This window comes from Micromonospora sp. WMMD956, assembly GCF_029626125.1.
Taxonomy (GTDB): Bacteria; Actinomycetota; Actinomycetes; order Mycobacteriales; family Micromonosporaceae; genus Micromonospora; species Micromonospora carbonacea.
Genome location: NZ_JARUBI010000005.1, coordinates 3776750 through 3799041, shown reverse-complemented (window position 1 = coordinate 3799041; position 22292 = coordinate 3776750). Strand labels below are relative to the sequence as shown.

Genomic DNA, 22292 nt, shown 5'->3' with positions numbered 1-22292 from the left:
CACACACGCTGTCCGTCCCGTTCACCCGGACGGGTTACCCACGGCCCCTGGCGGACACACACCGGGGCCGCCCCGGTCGGGCTCACACCGGCGACCCTAGACCCGCCCGGTTACGCTTTGCGACCCCTCAACCGACGGAATCAGGGGTGGGTCAGAACCGGTCGCTGGGGCGGTAGGTGCCCCAGACCTGGCGCAGGGTGCCGCAGACCTCGCCGACCGTGGCCCGCGACCGCAGCGCCTCCTTCATCGGGTGCAGCACGTTGGCCGTGCCCTCGGCGGCGGCGCGCAGCTCGCCCAACGCCCGCTCGACGGCGGCGTCGTCCCGCTCGACCCGCAGCTTCGCCAGCCGCTCGGCCTGGGCCGCCTCGATCGTCGGGTCCACCCGCAGCGGCTCGTACGGCTCGTCGGCGTCGACCGTGAACCGGTTGAGCCCCACCACCACCCGCTCGCCCGAGTCGATCTCCTGGGCGATCCGGTACGCCGACTGCTCGATCTCCCGCTTCTGGAAGCCCGCCTCGATGGCGTCGACCACCGAGCCGTGGTCGGCCACCCGCTCCATCAGCTCCACCGCGGCCGCCTCGATCTCGGCGGTCATCGCCTCCACGACGTACGACCCGGCGAACGGGTCGACGGTGGCGGTCAGGTCCGTCTCGTACGCGAGCACCTGCTGGGTGCGCAGCGCCAGCCGGGCGGCCTTCTCGGTGGGCAGCGCGATGGCCTCGTCGAAGCTGTTCGTGTGCAGCGACTGGGTGCCGCCGAGCACCGCGCCGAGCCCCTGGATGGCCACCCGGACCAGGTTCACCTCGGGCTGCTGGGCGGTGAGCTGCACGCCCGCCGTCTGGGTGTGGAACCGCAGCATCATCGACTTCGGGTTCTTCGCGCCGAACTCGTCGCGCATCAGCCGGGCCCAGATCCGCCGGGCGGCGCGGAACTTCGCGACCTCCTCCAGCAGGGTGGTGCGGGCGACGAAGAAGAACGACAGCCGGGGCGCGAAGTCGTCCACGGCCAGCCCGGCGGCGAGCGCCGCCCGGACGTACTCGATGCCGTTGGCCAGGGTGAACGCGATCTCCTGCGCGGGCGTCGCGCCGGCCTCGGCCATGTGGTAGCCGGAGATGGAGATCGTGTTCCACTTCGGCACCTCCGCCCGGCAGTAGGCGAACGTGTCGGCGACCAGCCGCAGCGACGGCTTCGGCGGGAAGATGTACGTCCCCCGGGCGATGTACTCCTTCAGGATGTCGTTCTGGATGGTGCCGTTGAGCGCCGTGCCCGGCACCCCGGCCTCCTCGGCGACGAGCTGGTAGAGCAGAAGCAGCACCGACCCCGGCGCGTTGATCGTCATCGAGGTGGAGACCTTGTCCAGCGGGATGCCGGCGAACAGCAGCCGCATGTCCTCGATCGAGTCGATGGCGACCCCGACCTTGCCGACCTCGCCGTGGGCGATCGGGTCGTCCGAGTCGTACCCCATCTGGGTGGGCAGGTCGAACGCGACGGACAGGCCCATGGTGCCGGCGCGCAGGAGCTGGTGGTAGCGCGCGTTGCTCTCGGTGGCGGTGCCGAAGCCGGCGTACTGTCGCATCGTCCACGGTCGGGAGGTGTACATGGTGGAGTAGACCCCACGGGTGTACGGGAACTCCCCCGGCCCGCCCAGCCGGTCGGGCAGGTCCTCCGGCAGGTCCGCCTGGGTGTAGACGCCCTTGATCGGGAAGCCGGACTCGCTCGACCGCGGTTCGCTCATCCCCGGATGGTAGGACGTGCCGCCGCGCCGGAGGGTGAGGGATTCCGCACACCGGACCCCTGTCTTTCCCGGCGCCCCCGAGGGGTGAACACCTGGCCACGTAGGGTCCGGTTCGGTAAACGTCCGTCGCGTCGGGTTTCGCATCGGGCGTCGGAACCAGCAAGATAGGGGTGTTGTGTCCCAGCCCCCTCGATTTCCCCCGGTGGCTTTTCTGTGACTCAGATCCCGACGTGGAGCGGCGGACCAGTCAGCCCACCCCACGGACGTGCGGCAGCCGGCACCACCATCGGTGACCGATACTCGCTCCGGTCCGCGGTGGGCAACGGCGGCATGGGCACGGTCTGGCGTGCCACAGACACGCTGTTGCGGCGCGACGTGGCGGTGAAGGAGGTCGTCCTCCCGCCGGGCCTCGCCCCGAGCGACCGCGACGCCATGTACGAACGCACGCTGCGCGAGGCCCGCGCGGCGGCGGCCATCCAGCACCCGGCCGTCGTCCAGGTCTACGACGTGGTCACCGAGGGTGGCCGCCCATGGATCGTGATGGAGCTGCTGGACGCCCGCAGCCTCGCCGACATGGTGATCGAGGACGGGCCGGTGGCCCCCCGCGCGGTCGCCAAGATCGGCATCGCCCTGCTCGGCGCGCTGGAGGTGGCCCACGCGAGCGGGGTGCTGCACCGCGACGTCAAGCCGGCCAACGTGCTGATCTGCACCGACGGCCGGTGCGTGCTCACCGACTTCGGCGTGGCCAAGCTCCCCACCGACGTGCAGCTCACCACACCGGGGATGGTGCTCGGCTCGCCGCACTTCATCTCGCCCGAGCGGGCCATGGGCCAGGACTTCGGGCCGCCGAGCGACCTGTTCTCGCTCGGCGTGACCCTCTACACGGCGGTGGAGGGCCGGCCCCCGTTCGACAAGGGCGACCCGATCGAGACCATGCACGCCGTGGTCGAGGACCCGCCGGCCACGCCGCAGCGCAGCGGCCCGCTGACCCGGGTGCTGATGGGGCTGCTGGAGAAGGACCCGGCCCGCCGCCTCGACGTGCACACCTCCCGCGCGATGCTGCGCGAGCTGCTCGCCGGCCCGCTGACCAGCACCGCCACCGCGGTCAACTCGGTCACCGACCCGTACGCGGTGGTGCCGGTCAAGCCGCGCCCGCCCGTCGTCGCGCCGCCGCCCGCCGAGGAGCCGAAGCCCAGCGGGCAGATCGGCGGCCGGGCGATGCTCGCCCCCGGCGAGTCGCTGACCGACCGGCTGGCCGAGCTGCGCCGGGGCGAGAAGGGCAAGAAGAAGACCGCCGCCGCCGCGAGCGCCGCCGCGCTGGACGACACCAGCGCCGACGCGCTCGCCGGCCCGCTGCACACCCCCACCGGGGCGATGACCGCGCCGCCCCCGCCGCCGGCCGGCCGCACGTACGGCGGCCCGGCGGAGGCGACCCAGCGGGTCGACGCGGGCAACGCCGCGCCGGAGGCCACCCAGCGGATGACGTACGGCGGCCCCGCCGACGCCACCCAGCGCGTGACCCAGGGCGGATCGCCCGACGCGACGCAGCGGGTCTCCGGCTTCGGCGGTTCGCCCGACGCCACGCAGCGGGTCTCCGGCCTCGGCGGCGGCTCGCCCGACGCGACGCAGCAGGTGCCGTTCGGGCCCCGGCCGGAGGCGACGCAGCGGGTCACCTACGGCAGCCAGCCCGACGCCACCCAGCCGGTCCCCGGCTTCGGCGGCTCCCCCGACGCCACCCAGCGCGTCGGCGGCGGGGCATACGGCGGCGGCCAGTGGTCGGTGCCCGGCACCGGCCAGCCGTGGACCGCACCGGCCGCCGGCGCGCCCGCCCCGGCCACCGGCGGCGGCGCAGCCGGCCGCCTCGTCGCCACCGTCAAGGGCTGGCCGCGCAAGGTGCAGCTCGCCGCGGCGGGCGGCCTCGCCGTGCTGCTGCTGGTAGCCGTGTTCGCCCTCACCGGCGGCGACGACCCGGAGTCGCCGGCCACCCCGCAGGGGCAGCCGAGCGCGGGCGCGCCCGCCGGGCCCGGGGTGGAGATGCAGGAGCAGTCGGCCAAGGGCGTCACCGTGCAGGTGCCGAAGGGCTGGGAGCGCCGCAGCGCCGACGGGGCCGTGTGGGTCGACTACGTCGACCCGGAGGACAACGGCCGCAAGGTGCGCATCCTCTCCGAACGGTGGAGCACCTCGTCGATGCGCTGGGCCGAGTCCGCCGCGAACGGCCTGCGCAGCCGGTCGGCCTCCTGCCAGAAGCCGTACAACCAGGTGTCGATGACCGAGCAGGAGCTCGACGGCAAGGCGGCAGCGGAGTTCGAATACACGTGCGGCGAGGGCGACACCAAGCGGCACGGCGTGTGGCGCGGGGTGGTGCACGAGGGCAAGGTCTACTCGTTCTACCTCTCCTCGACCGACGCCCGGTTCGCCGAGAGCAAGCCGATCTTCGATCAGATGGTGGCGTCGTTCAAGCTCGGCGGCGGGAGCAACTGACCCCGGCCGGGCGACCCGACGCCGGTCGGCTCGGGCCGCCGCGACACCGGCCCGGCCGGGCCGACGCGACGTGGTGATCCGCCGCCGTGCTATCAAGAGCCATGGCGGCGGAACCCACTGACCTTGACGAGACGCGCGACCGCGACGGCGCGCGCGGCCTCGACGACCTTCGCGACCAGGCCCGGCGGTGGCTCGACGACGACCCCGATCCGGCCACCCGCGACGAGCTCCAGGCCGTGCTCGACGGGCTGCCGGCGAGCGCGCCCGAGCTGGCCGACCGGTTCGCCGGGCCGCTGACCTTCGGCACCGCCGGGCTGCGCGGCCCGCTGCGCGCCGGCCCCAACGGCATGAACCTGGCCGTCGTCACCCAGGCCGCGGCCGGGCTCGTCGCCTGGCTCGCCGCCCAGGACGCCACCGGCCCGCTGGTCATCGGGTACGACGCCCGGCATGGCTCGCGGGAGTTCGCCGAGCGCACCGCCCAGGTCGCCACCGGCGCGGGCCGCGCCGCGCTGCTGCTGCCCCGCCCGCTGCCCACCCCCGTGCTCGCGTACGCGGTGCGGCAGCTCGACGCGGCGGCCGGCGTGATGGTGACCGCCAGCCACAACCCGCCGCAGGACAACGGCTACAAGGTCTACCTCGGCGCGCAGCTCGGCGGCGAGCTGGGCGCGGGGGCGCAGATCGTGCCGCCCGCCGACGCCGGCATCGAGGCCGCCATCCGGGCGGTCGGCCCCCTCGTCGACGTGCCGCTGGGCCCGGCCGGGCAGGTCGTCGGCGACGACGTCGTCGTCTCGTACGTCGACCGAGCCGCCGCCGTGGTCGACCCGGCGGGGGCCCGGCGGCTGAAGGTGGCCTACACGCCGCTGCACGGCGTCGGCGCGGCCGTGCTGACCGCGGCCTTCGCCCGCGCCGGCTTCGGCATCCCCGGCGTGGTGCCCGAGCAGGCGGTGCCGGACCCGGACTTCCCGACCGTCAGCTTCCCCAACCCGGAGGAGCCGGGGGCGATCGACCGCCTCGTCGGCCTCGCCCGGCGCACCGACGCGGACCTCGCCATCGCCAACGACCCCGACGCGGACCGCTGCGCGGTGGCCGTCCGCGACCCGGGTGCGGCGGGTGCTGCGGGCGCGGCGGGCGTCGCCGGCCCGGCGGGCGCGAACGGGTCCGGCGGCTGGCGGATGCTGCGCGGCGACGAGGTGGGCGTGCTGCTCGCCGACCATCTCATGCGCCGGGGCGTGCAGGGCCTCTACGCCACCACCATCGTGTCGTCGTCCCTGCTGCGGGCCATGTGCGCCGCCCGGGGCCTGCCCTACGACGAGACGCTCACCGGGTTCAAGTGGATCGTCCGGGCCGGTGGCGGGACCGACCCGCTCGTGTACGGCTACGAGGAGGCGCTGGGCTACTGCGTCGCCCCGGAACACGTACGCGACAAGGACGGCATCACCGCCGCGCTGACCGTCGCCGAGCTGGCCGCCGGGCTCAAGGCGCAGGGGCGCACCCTCACCGACCGGCTCGACGAGCTGGCCGCCGAGTTCGGGGTGCACCACACCGACCAGCTCTCCGTGCGGGTCGACGACCTGCGGATCATCGCCGACACGATGGCCCGGGTGCGGGCGGCCACCCCGACGACGCTGCTCGGGCAGCCGGTGACCGAGGCGCGGGACCTGCTCCCCGAGGCGGACGTGGTGATCCTGCGCAACGAGGCGGCCCGGGTGGTGATCCGCCCGTCGGGCACCGAGCCGAAGCTGAAGGCGTACCTGGAGGTGGTGGAGCCGGTCGCGGACGGCGACGTGCCGGCGGCCCGCCGCCGCGCGGCGGCGGCGCTGGCGGCCCTCCGCACGGAAATCGCCGCCCTGGTGTAAGGAAGGGCACCTTATTAACGCCTACGGTATAGAAGGGTCCCCTTCTTACACCTGAGGCGGGCGGCCCGCCGGCGTGGGAATCGTTTCTCTGCTGAGGCGCTCATTTCCTCTCGGCAAGGCACGAGGAGTGCGCGGCGGGCCCGTAGAGGGCGTTGCGGGCGGGTCCGCTTCGCCTTGCCGGGCCCGCTGGCTGCGCCGATCCGGCGGCCGTCCACGCCGGACCTGACATCACGACACACCAACCCGGCGTGATCTCTTGCTTACCTACGGTTCGTCTCACTAGCATCAGCCACATCGGTCTCCCCATTTCCCGACGCCTTTGGCATTCGCATTCTTCGACGTTGCGAATGCGGTGTCCGGGTGTTGCATTTCCGGCGGAAAGGTGTTGCACGGTGCGTGAAACACACGGCTCGACCGTGCCGCGGCGGCAGCTCGGCAGGCTGCTCACCCAGCTCCGCGAGAGCGCCCACGTCAGCATCGACGCGGCGGCCGGCGAGCTGGACTGCTCGCGGCAGAAGCTCTGGCGGATCGAGCGCGGCCTCACCTCGGCCAAGACGCCCGACGTGCGGATGCTCTGCGAGCTCTACCAGGCGACCCCCGACCAGGCGCGCGTGCTGCTCGGGCTCGCCGAGGTGAGCCGGGCGGAGGGGTGGTGGCACGCCCACGGCAGCTCCGTGCCGTCGTGGTTCTCGCTCTACGTCGGGCTGGAGAACGCCGCGAGCGGCATTCGGCACTACAACGCCGAGCTGGTGCCGGGGCTGTTGCAGACCCCCGGCTACGCCACCGCGCTGTTCGCGCACAACCGGCCCGAGCTGGGCGAGGAGGAGCGCAAGAAGGCGGTCGGCTTCCGGCTCCAGCGGCAGGGGCTGCTGACCCGGCGGCTGCCCCCGGCCCCCGAGCTGACCGTGATCCTCAGCGAGGCGGTGCTGCGCCGCCCGGTGCCGGGCCGGTCGGTGATGGCCGACCAGCTCCGCCACCTGCTGGCCGTCGGCGAGCGGCACAACATCACCGTCCGGGTGCTGCCGCTGGCCGCCGGGCCGCCGCTGGCCGCCGAGGCGGGCACGTTCGTGCTGCTCGACTTTCCGCTCTCGGCGCTCGGCGCACCGACCGAGCCGCCGACCGTCTACGTCGAGGGGCTCACCGGCGCGCTCTACCTCGACCAGCCGGCCGAGATCGCCGCGTACGAACGGGTCTGGAAGGGTCTGGAATCCCTCGCCCTCGGCGCGGCACAATCAGCGGAGCTCATCGATGCGATCCGGGGAGAGTGCTATGACTGACCTGACCGGCGCCCGCTGGCGCACCAGCACCCGCAGCGGCACCAACGGCGGCGACTGCGTGGAGGTCGCCGACAACCTCGCCGGCATCGTCGGCATCCGCGACAGCAAGGACCCGGGCGGGCCGGCCCTCACCGTCCCGCCCGCCGCCTGGTCCGCCTTCGTCACCGGGGTCAAGGCCGACCGCCTCGCTCCCTGACGGCCCCTCGCCCTCTGACGGCCCTCGCCCCCAGGGGCGATGCCTCAGGGGCCGCCGCCTCAGGCGCGCTTGCCGAGGGCGGCGTCGACCGCCTGGCCCAGGGCGGTGACGACCAGGGCCACCGACGGGCGCACCACCGAGTCGTCCAGGCTGACGGTGCCGGAGAAGCCGGCCCCGCCCGCGATCTCCTCCAGCCGCCGCCGGGCGTCGACGGCGGCGTCGCCGGTCAGGCCGAGCGCCGGCTCCATCCGCAGCACGGCGACCAGGGTGGCCAGCGCCGCCGTCGCCTCGTCGGGGAGCTGCCCGCCGGCCAGCGCCTCCGCGAGCCGCCGCCGGGTGTCCTCCTCCACCGTGGCGTCCGCCGTCGGGTAGCGGTGCACGTGGATGAAGCCCAGCTCCGTCTCCTCGACGTCGCGCACCACGCCCTGGGCGACCAGGGTCGCCAGGATCCGGTCGCGCAGGCCGTGCCGCAGCCGCTGCACCCACGACGACGGGCTGTGCGGGGTGTCGGCGGCCATCCGGCCCAGAACCTCGTCGAGGATCGGCTCGCCCGTGGGCGCGGGGTCCGTGACCACCAGGTTCCCGTCGGCGTACGCGACCCGGCCGGCGAGGGCCAGCTCGATCAGCACGGCGGCGGCCATCCCGAGGTCGAGGCTGATCCGCGGCATGGTCGCCTTGCCGGATTCATCGTCGTACGCGAGGAGCAGCAACTCCTCGGCCAGCGCAACACCAGTCATGGCCCGAGACGGTAGCGCCTGAGCGCACCCCCGCGCGCCCCAACTCGCCCCGACGAGCGCACCCGCCTGACGAGCCGGCTCGCCCCGCGCCAACCGCCCGGGTGAGAAGGGGACCCTTCTATACCGTAAGCGTTAATAGGGGGCCCTTCCTTGCACCTCAGAAGCGGGGCATGCCGCCGAACTGGCGGTCGCCCGCGTCGCCGAGGCCCGGGACGATGAACATCTTGTCGTTGAGACCCTCGTCGATCGAGGCGGTGACCAGGCGCAGCGGCAGACCGGACTCCTCCAGCCGCCGGATGCCGACGGGCGCGGCGAGCACGCAGAGCACGGTGATGTCGGTGCAGCCCCGGTCGGCGAGCAGCCGGCAGCAGTGCTCCAGGGAGCCGCCGGTGGCGAGCATCGGGTCGAGGACGAGGACGGGCAGGCCGGCGAGGTCGCGGGGCAGCGACTCCATGTAGGCGCGCGGCTCGTACGTGTCCTCGTCGCGGGCGAGGCCGACGAAGCCCATGGACGACTCGGGGAGCAGGCCGAGCGCGGCGTCGGCCATGCCGAGGCCGGCCCGCAGCACGGGCACGAGCAGCGGCGGGTTGGCCAGCCGGGTGCCCTCGGCACCGGTGACGGGGGTCTGCACCGGGTACTTCTCGACGGGGAAGGAGCGGGCGGCCTCGTACACGAGCATGGTGGTCAGCTCGTGCAGCGCGGCCCGGAAGGAGGAGGAGTCGGTGCGCGCGTCCCGCATGGCGGTCAGCCGCGACTGGGCGAGCGGGTGATCGATGACGTGTACGTCCACGATCGGTCAACCTACCGAACGGTCGGGTCCCGGGACACGGGGAGCGACGCCGCTCACCTCCACGGCCGACAGGGTGCCTCCATGACCGACGAGGCGATCACGTGACCAAGATCACGCGACGCGCGGGTGCGTAGACTTCGCGGCATGACGGCGACAGCGACGTCGGCCCGGTCGGATCTCTCCGAGCTGGGACGATCCGAGACCGCTCTGCGGACCTTCCTGCACGGCCTGCCGGGCGTGGACCAGGTCGGCGCGGAGCAGCGGGCGGCCCAGCTCGGCACCCGCTCGATCAAGACCACGGCCAAGGCCCAGGCGATCGACCTGGCCATCCGGATGGTCGACCTGACCACCCTCGAAGGGGCGGACACCCCCGGCAAGGTGCGGGCGCTCGCGGCCAAGGCGCTGCGCCCCGACCCGGCCGACCCGTCCTGCCCGCACGTCGGCGCGGTCTGCGTCTACCCCGCGATGGTGCCGCACGTGGCCGAGGTGCTGCGGGGCAGCGGCGTGCACCTGGCCAGCGTGGCGACCGCCTTCCCGTCGGGCCAGGCCCCGCTGGAGGTCAAGCTCGCCGACACCCGGGCCGCCGTGGCGGCCGGCGCGGACGAGATCGACATGGTGATCAACCGGGGCGCGTTCCTGGCCGGGCACTACCAGGAGGTCTACGACGAGATCGTGGCCACCAAGCAGGCGTGTGGGGACGCCCACCTGAAGGTGATCCTGGAGACCGGCGAGCTGGCCACCTACGACAACGTGCGCCGGGCGTCCTGGCTGGCGATGCTGGCCGGCGGCGACTTCATCAAGACCTCCACGGGCAAGGTGCCGGTCGCGGCCACCCTGCCGGTGACCCTGGTGATGCTGGAGGCGGTCCGCGACTTCCGCGCCGCCACCGGGCGGCAGGTCGGCGTGAAGCCGGCCGGCGGGATCAAGACCACCAAGGACGCGATCAAGTACCTCGTCCTGGTCAACGAGACCGTCGGCGGCGACTGGCTGGACCCGGACTGGTTCCGGTTCGGCGCGTCCAGCCTGCTCAACGACCTGCTCATGCAGCGCACCAAGCTGACGACCGGCGTCTACTCCGGTCCCGACTACTTCACCCTGGACTGAGCGTGATCTTCGAATACGCCCCCGCGCCCGAGTCGCGCGCGATCGTCGACCTCAGGCCGTCCTACGGCCTGTTCATCGACGGCGAGTTCGTCGCCGGCGAGGACCTCCACAAGACGGTCAACCCGGCCACCGAGGAGGTGCTCGCCGAGGTCGTCTGGGCCGGCGGGGCCGAGGTGGACCGCGCGGTCCGCGCCGCCCGCACCGCGTACGAGAAGGTGTGGGGCCCGATGCCGGGCCGGGACCGGGCCAAGTACCTGTTCCGGATCGCCCGGATCATCCAGGAGCGCTCCCGCGAGCTGGCCGTGCTGGAGTCCCTCGACAACGGCAAGCCGATCCGGGAGTCCCGGGACGTCGACCTGCCGCTGGTCGCCGCGCACTTTTTCTACTACGCGGGCTGGGCCGACAAGCTGTCCCACGCCGGTTTCGGCCCCGACCCGAAGGCGCTGGGCGTGGCCGCGCAGGTCATCCCGTGGAACTTCCCGCTGCTCATGCTCGCCTGGAAGATCGCCCCGGCGCTGGCCGCCGGCAACACGGTGGTGCTGAAGCCGGCGGAGACCACCCCGCTGACCGCGCTGCTGTTCGCCGAGATCTGCCAGCAGGCCGACCTGCCGGCCGGCGTGGTCAACATCGTCACCGGCGCGGGCGACACCGGCCGGGCGCTGGTGGAGCACCCGGGCGTGGACAAGGTCGCGTTCACCGGCTCGACCGAGGTGGGCAAGGCCATCGCCCGGTCCGTCGCGGGCACCCGCAAGAAGGTGACCCTGGAGCTGGGCGGCAAGGCCGCCAACATCGTCTTCGACGACGCGCCGGTCGACCAGGCGGTCGAGGGGATCGTCAACGGCATCTTCTTCAACCAGGGGCACGTGTGCTGCGCCGGGTCGCGGCTGCTGGTGCAGGAGTCGGTCGCCGAGCAGGTGCTGGAGTCGCTGAAGCGCCGGATGGCGCTGCTGCGGGTCGGCGACCCGCTGGACAAGAACACCGACATCGGCGCGATCAACTCGGCCGAGCAGCTCGCCCGCATCCGCGAGCTGTCCGACGCGGGCGCGGCCGAGGGGGCGCAGCGCTGGTCGCCGCCGTGCGAGCTGCCCGAGCGCGGGTTCTGGTTCGCGCCGACGATCTTCACGGGGGTCACCCAGGCGCACCGGGTCGCCCGGGAGGAGATCTTCGGCCCGGTGCTGTCCGTGCTGACGTTCCGCACCCCGGCCGAGGCCGTCGAGAAGGCCAACAACACGCCGTACGGGCTGTCGGCCGGGATCTGGACCGACAAGGGTTCCCGGATCCTGTGGCTGGCCGACCGGCTGCGCGCCGGGGTGGTGTGGGCCAACACGTTCAACAAGTTCGACCCGACCTCGCCGTTCGGGGGCTACAAGGAGTCGGGCTACGGTCGCGAGGGCGGCCGGCACGGGCTGGAGGGGTACCTCGATGTCTGAGCGGGTCGCGGTGCGCAAGACGTACAAGCTCTTCATCGGCGGGAAGTTCCCGCGCAGCGAGTCGGGACGGTCGTATCTCGTGCAGGACTCCAACGTGTCGCTGGCCTCCCGCAAGGACGCCCGGGACGCCGTCGTCGCCGCCCGCGCCGCCGTGCAGGGGTGGGCCGGGGCGACCGCGTACAACCGGGGTCAGATCCTCTACCGGGTCGCCGAGATGCTGGAGGGCCGCCGCGAGCAGTTCGTGGCGCTCGGCGTGCCGGGCGACGAGGTCGACGCGGCGATCGACCGCTGGGTCTGGTACGCGGGCTGGTCCGACAAGCTCCCCCAGGTCTACGGCGGCGCGAACCCGGTCGCCGGGCCGTACTTCAACCTGTCGGCGCCCGAGCCGACGGGCGTGGTGGCCGTGGTGGCCCCGGCCGCCCCGGCGCTGCTCGGCCTGGTCAGCGTGATCGCCCCGGCGATCGTCACCGGCAACACGGTGGTGGTGGCCGCGTCGCCGACGCAGCCGCTGGCGGCGGTGACCCTGGCCGAGGTGCTGGCCACCTCCGACCTGCCGGGCGGGGTGGTGAACGTCCTCACCGGCGCGCTCACCGAGACCGTGCCGACGCTGGCGGCGCACATGGACGTCAACGCGATCGACCTGACCGGGGTGGCCGACGCGGCGCTCGCCGCCGAGCTGGAGGTCAAGGCGGCGGAGAACCTGAAGCGGGTGCTCCGGCCGGCCGCGGCCGACCACGACTGGCACGCCGACCCGGGCGTCACGCGGATGACGGCGCTGCTGGAGACGAAGACGGTCTGGCACCCCAAGGGGGTCTAGCGCGGGGGCGCTGCCGTGGGAGGGGTCTACTACGGGGGGTAGGATTCATGCGTGACGCGGCTGGGTGATCTTGAGCGGGCGGTGATGGACGTGCTGTGGGACACCGTCCCGGGCACGTCGGACGGGGCGACCGTGCGCGAGGTCGCCGAGGCCCTCGACGGCCGCGAGCTGGCGTACACCACGGTGATGACCGTGCTGGACCGGCTCGCCGGCAAGGGCATGGTGCGCCGCCAGCGGGAGGGGCGGGCCTGGCGCTACCAGGCCGCGGCCAGCCGCGAGGCGCACATCGCCCAGCTCATGCTCGACGCCCTGGACCTCGGCGGCAGCCGGGACGCCGCGCTGGTGCGCTTCGCCCGGTCGGTGACCGGCACCGAGGCCGAGGTGCTGCGCGCCGCCCTCGGCGCCGAGGCGGCCGCCCCGCCGGCCGAGCGCGCCGGGGCGGGACCGCTGGCCGACCGGGTCGACGCCCCACGGGCCGACCGGGCCGGGCAGCCCGCCCTCGCCGACGAGGCGACGGACCGGTAGGGCCGGCGTCATGGCGTACGCCGTGCACTTCGCCGGGGCGGTCCTGGCCTGCTACCTGACGGCGCAGGTCCTGGCGGCGTCGACCTGGACGTGGCGGGCCCCCCGGGTGGCGATCGTCTGCTGGCAGGCGGTCGGGCTGGCGCTGGGGCTCTCCGCGATGGGCCTGCCGATGGCGCTCGGCGTGGCCCCGTACGAACGGCCCACCGGAGGCGCGCTGCTCGCCCTGGCCGACGACCTGGCCCACGGCACCCTGCCGGCCGGGCTCGGCGCGGTCCACCTCGGCCTCGTCGGGGTCGGCTTCGGCATCGGGGCGGTGCTGCTCGCCACGACGGTACGCAGCGTGCAGGCCACCGTCCGGGCCCAGCGGCGGCACCGGGACCTGCTCGCCCTGGTGGCCCGGCGGGACCCGGAGGTGCCCGGGGCGCTGGTGCTGGACCACCCGGGCGCGGCGGCCTACTGCCTGCCGGGCGTGCGGCCCCGGGTGGTGGTCAGCGCCGGGGCACTGAGCATGCTCGACCGGGCCGAGTTGGCGGCGGTGCTGACCCACGAGCGGGCGCACGCGCAGGAGCGGCACGACCTCGTGCTGCTGCCGTTCACCGCGCTGTGCCGGGCGCTGCCCTGGTTCCGCTGGGTGCGCGACGCGCACGAGCGGGTCGCGCTGCTGGTCGAGATGCGCGCCGACGACAAGGCCCGCGAGGTGCACGCCGAGGCGCCCCTGGCGGGGGCGCTGCGCCGGTTCGCGGCGGCCGGCCACCGGATCACCCCGGCCGGCACGCTCGGGCTCGGCGACCGGGACCTGGACGTACGCGTCCAGCGGCTGCTGGTCGCCGACCGGCCGCCCCGGCTGCTCGGGGCCGCCGCGCTGACGGTGGCGGCCAACCTGGTCGCGCTGCCGGTCTCCCTCTTCCTGAGCTGAATCGCCGCTCCCGTTGATCATGTCAGCGAGCAGCGGCAGATCAGGTCGGCGGGCTGGCGGGATCCGGCGGCCGGGACACCGCCACGACGCCGACATGATCAACGACCTCCTGGCGCTGCCGTTCCTGCCGGCCCTACTAGGCTTCCAGGCGATGTGCTGGTGGGTGTTCCGGGGACGGACCGACGGCAGGACACCGGTGTACCGGTGAACCGCCGTCCCTTCGACCCGCGTCTGCTGCGTCGGGTCCCCGCGGCCCGACGCGACCTCGCCGTGCTCGCGGTCCTCGGCGGGCTGACGGCGCTGCTGGTCGTGGGGCAGGCCACCGCCCTCGCCACGGTGCTGGCCAGCGCGCTCGACGGGCGGCTGGCCCGGCCGGCGCTCGCCGGGTTCCTGGCCGCCGTGGCCGGCCGGGCGCTGGTCGCCTGGGCGCAGGGCACGGTGGCGGCGCGGGCCGCCGCGACGGTCAAGGCCGCGCTGCGGGCCGACCTGCTCGCCGCCGTCGGCCGGCACGGGCCCGGCTGGGTCGCCGGGCAGCGGGCCGGGCAGCTCGCCACGCTGGCCGGGCGCGGGCTGGACGCCCTGGACGCGTACTTCACCGGCTACCTGCCGCAGCTCGTGCTCAGCGTCACCGTGCCGGTGGCCGTGCTGGCCCGGATCACCTTCGCCGACTGGGGCTCGGCCGTCATCATCGCGCTGACCCTGCCGCTGATCCCGGTCTTCGGCGCGCTGCTCGGCTGGCAGGCGCAGGCCGCCACCGAGCGGCAGTGGCGGCGGCTGTCGACGCTGGGCGGGCACTTCCTCGACATGGTCGCCGGGCTGCCCACGCTGCGCGCGTTCGGCCGGGCCCGCAGCCAGGTCGAGGTGGTCCGCCGGATGGCCGACGGGCACCGGGCCGCGACGATGCGGACGCTGCGCATCGCGTTCCTGTCCGCGCTGGTGCTGGAGCTGGTCGCCACGCTGTCCGTGGCGCTGGTGGCGGTGCCGGTCGGCATCCGGCTGCTCGGCGGCGGGATCACGCTCGCCACCGCGCTGCTGGTGCTGCTGCTCACCCCGGAGGCGTACCTCCCGCTGCGGGCGGCCGGCAGCCGGTTCCATGCCAGCATGGAGGGGCTCACCGCGCTGGACGAGGCGCTGACCCTCTCCGCCACCGACCCGGGCGCCCCCGCCGGGCCCACGGCCGCCGCGACGCCCGCCGGGGCGCGGCCCGCCCCCGACGGGCGCGGCGAGATCCGGTTCGAGGGCGTGACCGTCGCGTACGAGCGGACCGTGGCGCTGCGGGACGTCACGCTGACGATCCGGCCCGGCGAGCGGATCGCGATCGTCGGGCCGAGCGGGGCGGGCAAGAGCACCCTGCTCAACCTGCTGCTCGGCTTCGTCGCCCCGACGTCCGGGCGGGTCACCGTCGGCGGCGTCGACCTGGCCGGCGCGGACCCCGACGGCTGGCGGCGTCAGGTCGCCTGGGTGCCGCAACGGGCCCACCTCTTCGCCGCCCCGCTCGCCGACAACATCCGGCTCGGCGCCCCCGGCACGCCCGCCGCCGCGCTCGCCGACGCGGTCACCGCCGCCGCGCTGGACGAGGTGGTCGCCGCCCTGCCCGACGGGCTCGACACCGTGCTCGGCGAGCGCGGGCACGGCCTGTCCAGCGGCCAACGGCAGCGGGTCGCGCTGGCGCGGGCGTTCCTGCGGGACGCGCCGGTGGTGCTGCTGGACGAGCCGACCGCCCGACTGGACACCGCCAGCGAGGCCGGGGTGCTGGCCGCCACCCGCCGGCTCGTCGCCGGGCGGACCGCCCTGCTGGTGGCCCACCGCCCGGCGCTGCTCGCCGACGCCGACCGGATCCTGCGGATCGACGACGGCCGGGTCACCGAGCTGACCCCCGGCACAGCGGCTCCCGGCGCAGCGGCTCCCGGCGCGGGGGTGGCCGCCGCGCCGACCGGAGAGGAGGCGGCCCGATGAGCACCGGCGGGGACGCCCGGGCCGCCGAGCGGGCCGTGCTGCGGCTGGCCCGGCCGTACCTGGGCCGGCTGGTCGGCGCGGGGCTGCTCGCCGCCGCCACCGAGTTCGCCGGGTTGGCCCTGATGGCCACCGCCACCTGGCTGCTGATGAGCGCCGCCGGCCGGCCGCCGCTGGACCGGCTCACCGTGGCCATCGTCGCGGTGCGGGCGCTGGCGATCAGCCGGGGCGTGTTCCGCTACACCGAGCGCCTCGCCGGCCACGACGCCGTGCTGCGGATGATCACCGACGTCCGGGCCGGGGTCTTCGCCGCCCTGGCCGCCCGGCGCGACGCCGCCCGGCAACGCACCGGGGACGCGCTGAGCCGGCTCGTGTCCGACGTGGAGGCCGTGCAGGACCTGCTGCTGCGGGTGCTCGTCCCGGGGGCCGCCGCAGCGACGGTCGGCGTGCTGGCCGTGGCCGGGGCCGCCGTCGTGTCGCTCCCCGCCGCCGGGGTGCTGGCGCTGGGCCTGCTCGTCGCCGGGGTGGCCCTGCCGCTCGCGGCCACCGCGCTGACCCGGCACGCCGCCGACCAGGTGGCTCCGCTGCGCGGCGCGCTCGCCACGGACGCCGTGGACCTCACCCACGGCGCGGCCGACCTGGCCGCGTTCGGGGCGACCGGGCACGCGCTGGCCGCCGCCGACGACCGGGCCCGCCGGCTGGCCCGGCTGGAACGGCGGCTCGCCGCAACCGGCTTCGCCGTGGACGCCGCCGGGGTGCTGATCGCCGGGGCGACCGCCGGCGCGGTGGTGGTCACCGCGCTGCGCGGCGGCGTCGGCGGGGTGCTGGTCGGCGTGCTCGCGGTGGGTTCGCTGGCCGCCGTCGAGGTGGCGCTCGCGCTGGTCGGAGCCGCCCGGCAGCGCACCCAGCTGCGGGCCGGGCTGGTCCGGGTGGCCGCCCTGCTGACCGCCCCGGAGACCGGCGGAGCCGGCGGGGCGGGCACCGGCGGGACCGGAGCCACGGCCGACGGGGCGGGCACCGGCGGGAGCGGGGCCGTCCGCACCGGGGACGGTGGGGCCGCTCCGGCCGCCGGTGCCACCGCCACCGCCGTCGGCCCGGCCCCGCGCGACGTACGCTTCGACGAGGTCACCGTGCGGTACCGGGCCGGTGCCGCCCCGGCCCTCGACCGGTTCACCCTCGACCTGCCGGCTGGCCGCCGGATCGCCGTGGTCGGGCCGAGCGGCGCCGGCAAGAGCACCCTCGCCGCCGTCCTCACCGGCACGGTGCACCCGGCGGAGGGCCGGGTCACCCTCGACGGGGCCGACCTGTCGGCGTACCCGGTCGAGGAGCTGCCTCGGGCCGTCGGCGGTCTGCTCGCCGAGGCGTACGTCTTCCACGCCACGGTCCGGGAGAACCTGCTGCTCGGCCGGCCCGCCGCCGACGAGGCGGCGCTGACCGCCGCGACCCGGGCGGCCGGGCTCCTGGACTGGGTACGCGCCCAGCCGGCCGGCTGGGACACGGTGGTCGGCGAGGAGGGCGGTCAGCTCTCCGGCGGCCAGCGGCAGCGTCTCGCGCTGGCCCGGGCGCTGCTCGCCGCGCCCGGGGTGCTGGTGCTCGACGAGCCGACCGAAGGGCTCGACCCGGCCGCCGCCGACGCGGTGCTCGCCTCGGCGCTCGCGGCGACCCCCGCCGGGCACTCGGTGCTGCTGATCAGCCACCGGCTCAGCGGGCTCGCCGGCCTCGACGAGATCGTGGTGCTCGACGCTGGCCGGGTGGTCCAGCGCGGCCGGCACGACGAGCTGGTCGCCGCGCCGGGTTGGTACCGGGACCAGTGGCTGCTCCAGGAGGCGGCCGAGCGCGGTTACCTGGCGCTGACGCCCCGCCCCTGAGCCGGCTCCGGGATTCCCCGGGCGCGCCGCCCGTCACCCGCCGGCGCCGGTACCCAGCGCGCCCGTTCGTCACCCATCGCAACCGGGACCGCCCGACGCACCCACGTCCATTCCCTCCTTTGCTCTGCACCCGAATACGCAACGGTTGACGCAGGGTGACCACGTGCGAGACCCGAACCGGCACACCCGGTTCCCATCCGCACAGCCCGGCCAGGTGTTGCGCGAATGGGTGCAGAGCAAAGGGGTGGACAAGTCATCCCGGTCGAGTCCCATGCCGTCACGCAGAGCAAGCCACGTCCTCTCGACGACAACTGCCGCCGACCGTCACGAAGGGTGACCGGAGTGCGGCGGGTGGGGAGCGCGGGACAGGCACGAGGGGCGCAGGGCAGGTACGGGGGATGGCAGGGCAGGCGCGGGGATGGTGGGACAGGTCGGGCCCGCAGCACCAGCGGGGTGTCGCCGAGGAACTGCCGGCGGTCGCGCGGGACTTCCGCCAGTCGGCCCGCTCCCGGCGAGAGCACGGCGGGGGCGCGGCGACCCGCGCATAGGCACCTACCACTTGAGAGCCACGCGGACCGGCACCGGGGTGCGGGCACCGGCCTCCCGGAGCCGCACACTAGGGTATGTGCCCAGAGTCACTCGGCGGCCGGAGACGCCGCCGGGTGGGCAGCCCGAAGCACACGGAGGTCAGCGTGGCCCGCCAGTCGCCCCAACGGCCCGACGCCGACGAGCCCGAGCTCGACGAGACCGACGGCACCCTCGACGAGGTCGAGGAGGACGCCGAGCGCCCGTCGGCGCGCGAAGCCGACCGCGCGCTCTGGGACGAGCTGCGGATCGACCCGGTCGAGATCGCCCTGCCCGCTGGCACCGGCTTCACGCTGCGGGCGTACCGACCGGCACGGGAGCTGACCCCGACCGACGTCGCCGAGCGCGACCAGGACGACCCGTTCCTGGCCCGCAGGCAGGCGGTCGAGACCGACGACGAGGACGACGACGAGGTCGTCATCCTCGACGAGGAGCTGGCCGCCGAGTTCGCCGAGGCCGACGCCGAGGAGGCCGAGGAGGCCGACGGGAAGTCCAAGCGCCGCAAGCCGGCCGCTGCCGACGACACCGCAGAAGGCGACGCCGACGCCGAGGCGACGGAGGAGCCGGACGACGCCGAGGACGAGGACGAGGCGGGCGACGAGGAGGTGCCGGTCTTCCTCAGCCATCGGGGCAAGTTGCTGCTGTTCAAGACGCCCGAGTCGCTCGTCAGCTTCGTCAGGTCCGGCGCGCCCAACGACATGTCTCAACTGGACAGCTGGAATGAACTGTCCGAACGGGTGGAACCGGCCGACATCGTTCCGCTCGACGAGGACACCTACGAGCTCGACCTGGTCGTGGAGAACCTGCGGGGCGGGCACGACACCTGGGACTCGACCCTGCTGATCGAGGCCGGCGAGGTGGCCCGGGACATCGCGTACGCGCTGCGGCTGCCCGCGGTGCTGGACATGCTCTCCGCCGGCTCCAGCCTCGACGACCTGGACGAAGCCCTGCGGGCCACCGCGAACGGCGGGATCGGGGGCTTCCTCGGTCGGCGTCGGCTCAAGAAGATCGGCGCGCAGACGGCGAGTCTCGGGTGGCGCACCATTGTCGGCAAGATCTCTGCGGTCGTGGACTGGCGCGACTGACGCGTTCCAGGGAGCATCAGTCTCTGGCAGAGAAAGACCTCAGTCCCGGGAGGAGGACGACGCCGTGGCGCTCGTGCGCGTGTACTGCGGTCTGGCCTCGGCGGATCCGGCCGACCGACCGGCCTCGGCCGGTTCGACGCTGACGTCCGCTGTGGTCGACGACGCAGGTCGGCTGCTCCATGTCTGCGAGATCGGCGACGACCCGGCCGGCTACGCCCAGCTGGTCGCGCTGCTCGTGGAGCGGTCGGGCGGGCCGAGCGGGGCCGCGATCGCCGCCGACAGCGACGACCACACGGTCACCTCGCTGCTGAGCGCCGCCGGGCGTCCCCTGGCCATCGCGGACGACGACTCCGTCGACGACTTCGCCGAGCGGTTCGCCGACGACGACTCGCTGGAGGAGATGCAGTCCCCGCCGGCCGAGCGTCGGGCGGTCGGGCTGGCCCGGGCCCTCCAGGCAGGCGCGCTGTCGGCGGTCACGCTGCCGGCGCCCCGGGACCTCGCCGGCTACAAGCAGGTCCTCTCGGCGCACGCCGCGCTCGCCAGCGGCCGGCACTCCGCCGCCGTGGCGTTGCGCGAGGTGCTGCGGGAGCTCTACCCGGCCGCCCTGCGCGCGTACCCGGACCCGGCCGAGCCGGTCGCCCTGGCCGTGCTGGACGCCCTGCCCGAGCCCGGCATGCTGGGCGGGACGATCGCCCGGGGTCGAGAGGTGTCGGTGGCGGCGGACGCCATCGCCGCCCACCTCGCGGCCGACGGGGTGGCCGACGAAGGCAAGATCAACGATGCGGTGACCGCGCTGCGGGTCGCCATCGCCGAGACCCCGCGCCGCGCGGCGGTCAGCCGGGCGCTCACCTCCGCCGTGGCGGAGACCGTCCGCCAGGCGGTCGCCTCGGTGCGGGCGTGCGACGCGGGCTGCGAGGCCCTGGTCGGCGCGCTCGACGCCCGGGTCACCACCCCCGCTCCGCCGTCGGGTCGCCGGGCCGCCGCCCGCCGGGGCGAGCCGATCGCCGAGCTTCCCGGCTCCGGCCTGCGTGCGCTGCGGCCCACCGAGCCCGAGCCCGTCGCCGGGCGGCGCAGCCGGCCCGAGCCGGTGCCCGGCAGCGGCCTGCCCACCCAGCCCCGCCCGCTCGGCCCGCCGCCGGTCGCGCCGGAGCCCGTCGCCCCGCCGCCGGTCGCGCCGCGCCCGGTCGTCCCGGCCGCCTCGGCCACCCCGCCCGTCTCCGGCCCGCCGTCGCCCGAGCCGCGCCGCCTGATGGACGGCCCGCCGTCGCCGGAGCCGCGCCGCCTGGTCGACGGCCCGCCGTCGGCCGAGCCGCGTCGGCTGATGGACGGCCCGCCGGAGCCGCGCCGCCTGATGGACGGCCCGCCCGGTTCCGCGCCCGAGCCGCGTCGCCTGATCGACGGCCCGACCAACCGGCCGGTCTCCGCCCCGCCGCCCCCGCCGCCGGGCATCACCCCGATCGCGCCGAGCCAGCGCGAGCGCGGATCCGTGCCGCCGGCCGAGGCCGGTGAGCCGTTCCGGCCCACGCTGACCACGGCCGCGATCCAGAACGCGCGGGCCGAACGGCAGCGCACCATCATCCCGCCCCGGCCCAAAACGACGGGCGAGTCCGCGCCGCCACCCACCGGTGGCTTCAGCGCCACCGACCTGAGCGTCCCGCTGCCGGCCCCGCGCCCCGGCCAGGAGTCGGCGCCCCCCGGCTCGCGGGCGAACTGGCCGCTGATCAACAACCCCGAGGATCCCGCCGACAGCTCACCGAACAACCCGGTCGTACGCCCCTTCGAGGAGCGGGCGAAGCGGCAGATCGACGCGCCGACCGAGGTGGTTCCGGCGGCCGAGGGCCGGGTCACCCCGCCGTGGCTCGCCGACGACCTGCCCCAGGAGCCGCCGATGCTGCGGCTGGTCGAGCCGCCACCGCTGGCCGACCGGGCGCTGCGGGAGGGGTCGGGCCCGGCGGACCCGCGCCTGGAGCCCCCGCCGCTGCGGTTGGTCGACCGGGGCGAGGCGTCCCGCGCCGACCGTCCCGCCCCGGAGCCCCGCCCCGAGCGGCCGGCGATGGAGCACCGGTCCCCGCTCGCCCAGCGCGGCCCGGCGGAGCAGCGGCCCGCCATGGAGCACCGCTCGGCCCCGCCCCAGCCGCCCCGGTCCGCCCCCATGGAGCGGCGCACCCCGCCGGTCTCCGACGAGGGGGACGGCGACCTGCTGATCTTCGCCGCCGCCAAGTCGGCCTGGTTCGTCGGTCACGACGACGAGGCCGACCTGGACTGGTCGAGCACCGCCGACACCGGGTGGCAGGCCGCCGAGCAGGCCGCCCGCCCGGCGGTGGGTGCCGAGACCAAGGCCGGGCTGCCCAAGCGGGTGCCGCAGGCCAACCTGGTGCCCGGCTCGCCCCTGCGCGAGGAGCGTCCCCTGCGGATAGTCCGCGACGCGGCCAGCCTCGCCGAGAACACCACCGGCTACTTCCGGGGCTGGCGTCGCGGGCAGGAGATCGGCGGCTTCGCCGTCGGCGGCCGACCGGGCCGTGAGGCGGCCGGCGGCTGGGACTTCACCCGGGACACCGGCGACCGCGACGACGACCGGGAATACGAGTACCGCTCCGCCGGCTACCGCTCCTGACCATCCCGCCGGGGCGGCACGGCCGCCCCGGCTCCGCGTGTGGAGCGGGATCCACCGGGGCGGGCCGGCGTACGCGGCCCCACGGCTGCGGAGAGCTCCCGGGCGGACCTCCCGCGATACCCCGCGGCGGCCTGACGTCCCTCAGGGGCGGCGAGAGCGTCCCCTGGGGAGGGTGACGGCAGCCGGGGGCGCATCATGGGGGGCGTAGGGCCACGGGTTCCGGCGCGGGCGCTCCCGACCCAGCCGGGCCTGTGCCGGCCGACGGCGGCGAGCAGGCACCCGCCACCAACGGCAACGGGTCGCGGCCCGGCCCCGGACAGCCG

16 protein-coding genes are annotated in these 22292 nt (G+C 75.4%); 13 read left to right on the top strand and 3 right to left on the bottom strand.

The genetic code is table 11. The features are described from left to right. Nucleotides 1–151: 151 nt before the first annotated feature. Nucleotides 152–1735: a methylmalonyl-CoA mutase family protein gene (locus O7628_RS17485; RefSeq protein WP_178063346.1), complete on the bottom strand. Its 1584-nt coding sequence runs from the start codon at nucleotides 1733–1735 to the stop codon at nucleotides 152–154. 213 nt (nucleotides 1736–1948) lie between these two features. Here O7628_RS17485 and O7628_RS17480 point away from each other — a divergent pair, with 213 nt between their 5' ends. From O7628_RS17480 to O7628_RS17465, 4 genes are all read left to right on the top strand, one after another. Then, on the top strand, nucleotides 1949–4216 hold the full coding sequence (locus tag O7628_RS17480; RefSeq protein ID WP_278131956.1) for a serine/threonine-protein kinase: 2268 nt from the start codon (nucleotides 1949–1951) through the stop codon (nucleotides 4214–4216). Nucleotides 4217–4317: 101 nt separating this feature from the next. Continuing rightward, nucleotides 4318–6072 carry a phospho-sugar mutase gene (locus tag O7628_RS17475; protein ID WP_278131955.1) on the top strand — a complete coding sequence of 585 codons (1755 nt, stop codon included), beginning with the start codon at nucleotides 4318–4320 and terminating at the stop codon, nucleotides 6070–6072. 392 nt (nucleotides 6073–6464) lie between these two features. Beyond that, nucleotides 6465–7349: a helix-turn-helix transcriptional regulator gene (locus O7628_RS17470; RefSeq protein ID WP_278131953.1), complete on the top strand. Its 885-nt coding sequence runs from the start codon at nucleotides 6465–6467 to the stop codon at nucleotides 7347–7349. After that, entirely contained in the window at nucleotides 7342–7545 is a 204-nt protein-coding gene (locus O7628_RS17465; protein ID WP_278131951.1) for a DUF397 domain-containing protein, read from the top strand. The genes O7628_RS17470 and O7628_RS17465 overlap by 8 nt, the downstream gene beginning before the upstream one ends. A gap of 59 nt (nucleotides 7546–7604) precedes the next feature. Here O7628_RS17465 and O7628_RS17460 read toward each other — a convergent pair whose 3' ends face one another. Beyond that, entirely contained in the window at nucleotides 7605–8282 is a 678-nt protein-coding gene (locus O7628_RS17460) for a GPP34 family phosphoprotein (protein ID WP_178063341.1), read from the bottom strand. A 157-nt stretch (nucleotides 8283–8439) separates the two neighbouring features. Next, nucleotides 8440–9072, bottom strand: a complete 633-nt coding sequence (gene upp, locus O7628_RS17455; RefSeq protein ID WP_074476743.1) for a uracil phosphoribosyltransferase — start codon at nucleotides 9070–9072, stop codon at nucleotides 8440–8442. Between the two features lie 144 nt (nucleotides 9073–9216). On the opposite strand from upp, the gene deoC reads away from it, so the two are divergent. The 9 genes from deoC (at nucleotide 9217) to O7628_RS17410 (ending at nucleotide 21969) form a co-directional block, all read left to right on the top strand. After that, a complete protein-coding gene (deoC, locus tag O7628_RS17450; protein WP_278131950.1) occupies nucleotides 9217–10176 on the top strand; it encodes a deoxyribose-phosphate aldolase in 960 nt (319 codons plus the stop codon). Nucleotides 10177–10181: 5 nt separating this feature from the next. Next, complete coding sequence (locus tag O7628_RS17445; protein WP_278136333.1) at nucleotides 10182–11606, top strand: aldehyde dehydrogenase family protein; 1425 nt, start codon at nucleotides 10182–10184, stop codon at nucleotides 11604–11606. Continuing rightward, on the top strand, nucleotides 11599–12423 hold the full coding sequence (locus tag O7628_RS17440; protein ID WP_278131948.1) for an aldehyde dehydrogenase family protein: 825 nt from the start codon (nucleotides 11599–11601) through the stop codon (nucleotides 12421–12423). The genes O7628_RS17445 and O7628_RS17440 overlap by 8 nt, the downstream gene beginning before the upstream one ends. Nucleotides 12424–12474: 51 nt before the next feature. Next, nucleotides 12475–12948, top strand: coding sequence for a BlaI/MecI/CopY family transcriptional regulator (locus O7628_RS17435; protein ID WP_178063338.1), 474 nt, complete (start codon nucleotides 12475–12477; stop codon nucleotides 12946–12948). A 10-nt stretch (nucleotides 12949–12958) separates the two neighbouring features. After that, nucleotides 12959–13864: a M56 family metallopeptidase gene (locus O7628_RS17430; protein WP_278131945.1), complete on the top strand. Its 906-nt coding sequence runs from the start codon at nucleotides 12959–12961 to the stop codon at nucleotides 13862–13864. 204 nt (nucleotides 13865–14068) lie between these two features. After that, nucleotides 14069–15820, top strand: a complete 1752-nt coding sequence (gene cydD, locus O7628_RS17425; RefSeq protein WP_278131944.1) for a thiol reductant ABC exporter subunit CydD — start codon at nucleotides 14069–14071, stop codon at nucleotides 15818–15820. Beyond that, nucleotides 15817–17685 (top strand): thiol reductant ABC exporter subunit CydC, encoded by a 1869-nt coding sequence (cydC, locus tag O7628_RS17420; RefSeq protein WP_278131942.1) that lies wholly within the window; start codon nucleotides 15817–15819, stop codon nucleotides 17683–17685. The genes cydD and cydC overlap by 4 nt, the downstream gene beginning before the upstream one ends. A 662-nt stretch (nucleotides 17686–18347) precedes the next feature. Further along, nucleotides 18348–19355, top strand: a complete 1008-nt coding sequence (locus tag O7628_RS17415; RefSeq protein WP_278131940.1) for a DNA primase — start codon at nucleotides 18348–18350, stop codon at nucleotides 19353–19355. A gap of 64 nt (nucleotides 19356–19419) precedes the next feature. Further along, nucleotides 19420–21969, top strand: a complete 2550-nt coding sequence (locus O7628_RS17410; RefSeq protein ID WP_278131939.1) for a transposase — start codon at nucleotides 19420–19422, stop codon at nucleotides 21967–21969. Nucleotides 21970–22292: the final 323 nt, after the last annotated feature.

What these genes read in the sequence shown, in the direction of transcription:
- O7628_RS17430 (WP_278131945.1), top strand. Translation starts at nt 12,959, where the DNA reads ATGGCGTACGCCGTGCACTTCGCCGGGGCGGTCCTGGCCTGCTACCTG.
- deoC (WP_278131950.1), top strand. Translation starts at nt 9,217, where the DNA reads ATGACGGCGACAGCGACGTCGGCCCGGTCGGATCTCTCCGAGCTGGGA.
- O7628_RS17475 (WP_278131955.1), top strand. Translation starts at nt 4,318, where the DNA reads ATGGCGGCGGAACCCACTGACCTTGACGAGACGCGCGACCGCGACGGC.
- O7628_RS17485 (WP_178063346.1), bottom strand. Translation starts at nt 1,735, where the DNA reads ATGAGCGAACCGCGGTCGAGCGAGTCCGGCTTCCCGATCAAGGGCGTC.
- cydC (WP_278131942.1), top strand. Translation starts at nt 15,817, where the DNA reads ATGAGCACCGGCGGGGACGCCCGGGCCGCCGAGCGGGCCGTGCTGCGG.
- O7628_RS17460 (WP_178063341.1), bottom strand. Translation starts at nt 8,282, where the DNA reads ATGACTGGTGTTGCGCTGGCCGAGGAGTTGCTGCTCCTCGCGTACGAC.
- O7628_RS17465 (WP_278131951.1), top strand. Translation starts at nt 7,342, where the DNA reads ATGACTGACCTGACCGGCGCCCGCTGGCGCACCAGCACCCGCAGCGGC.
- O7628_RS17440 (WP_278131948.1), top strand. Translation starts at nt 11,599, where the DNA reads ATGTCTGAGCGGGTCGCGGTGCGCAAGACGTACAAGCTCTTCATCGGC.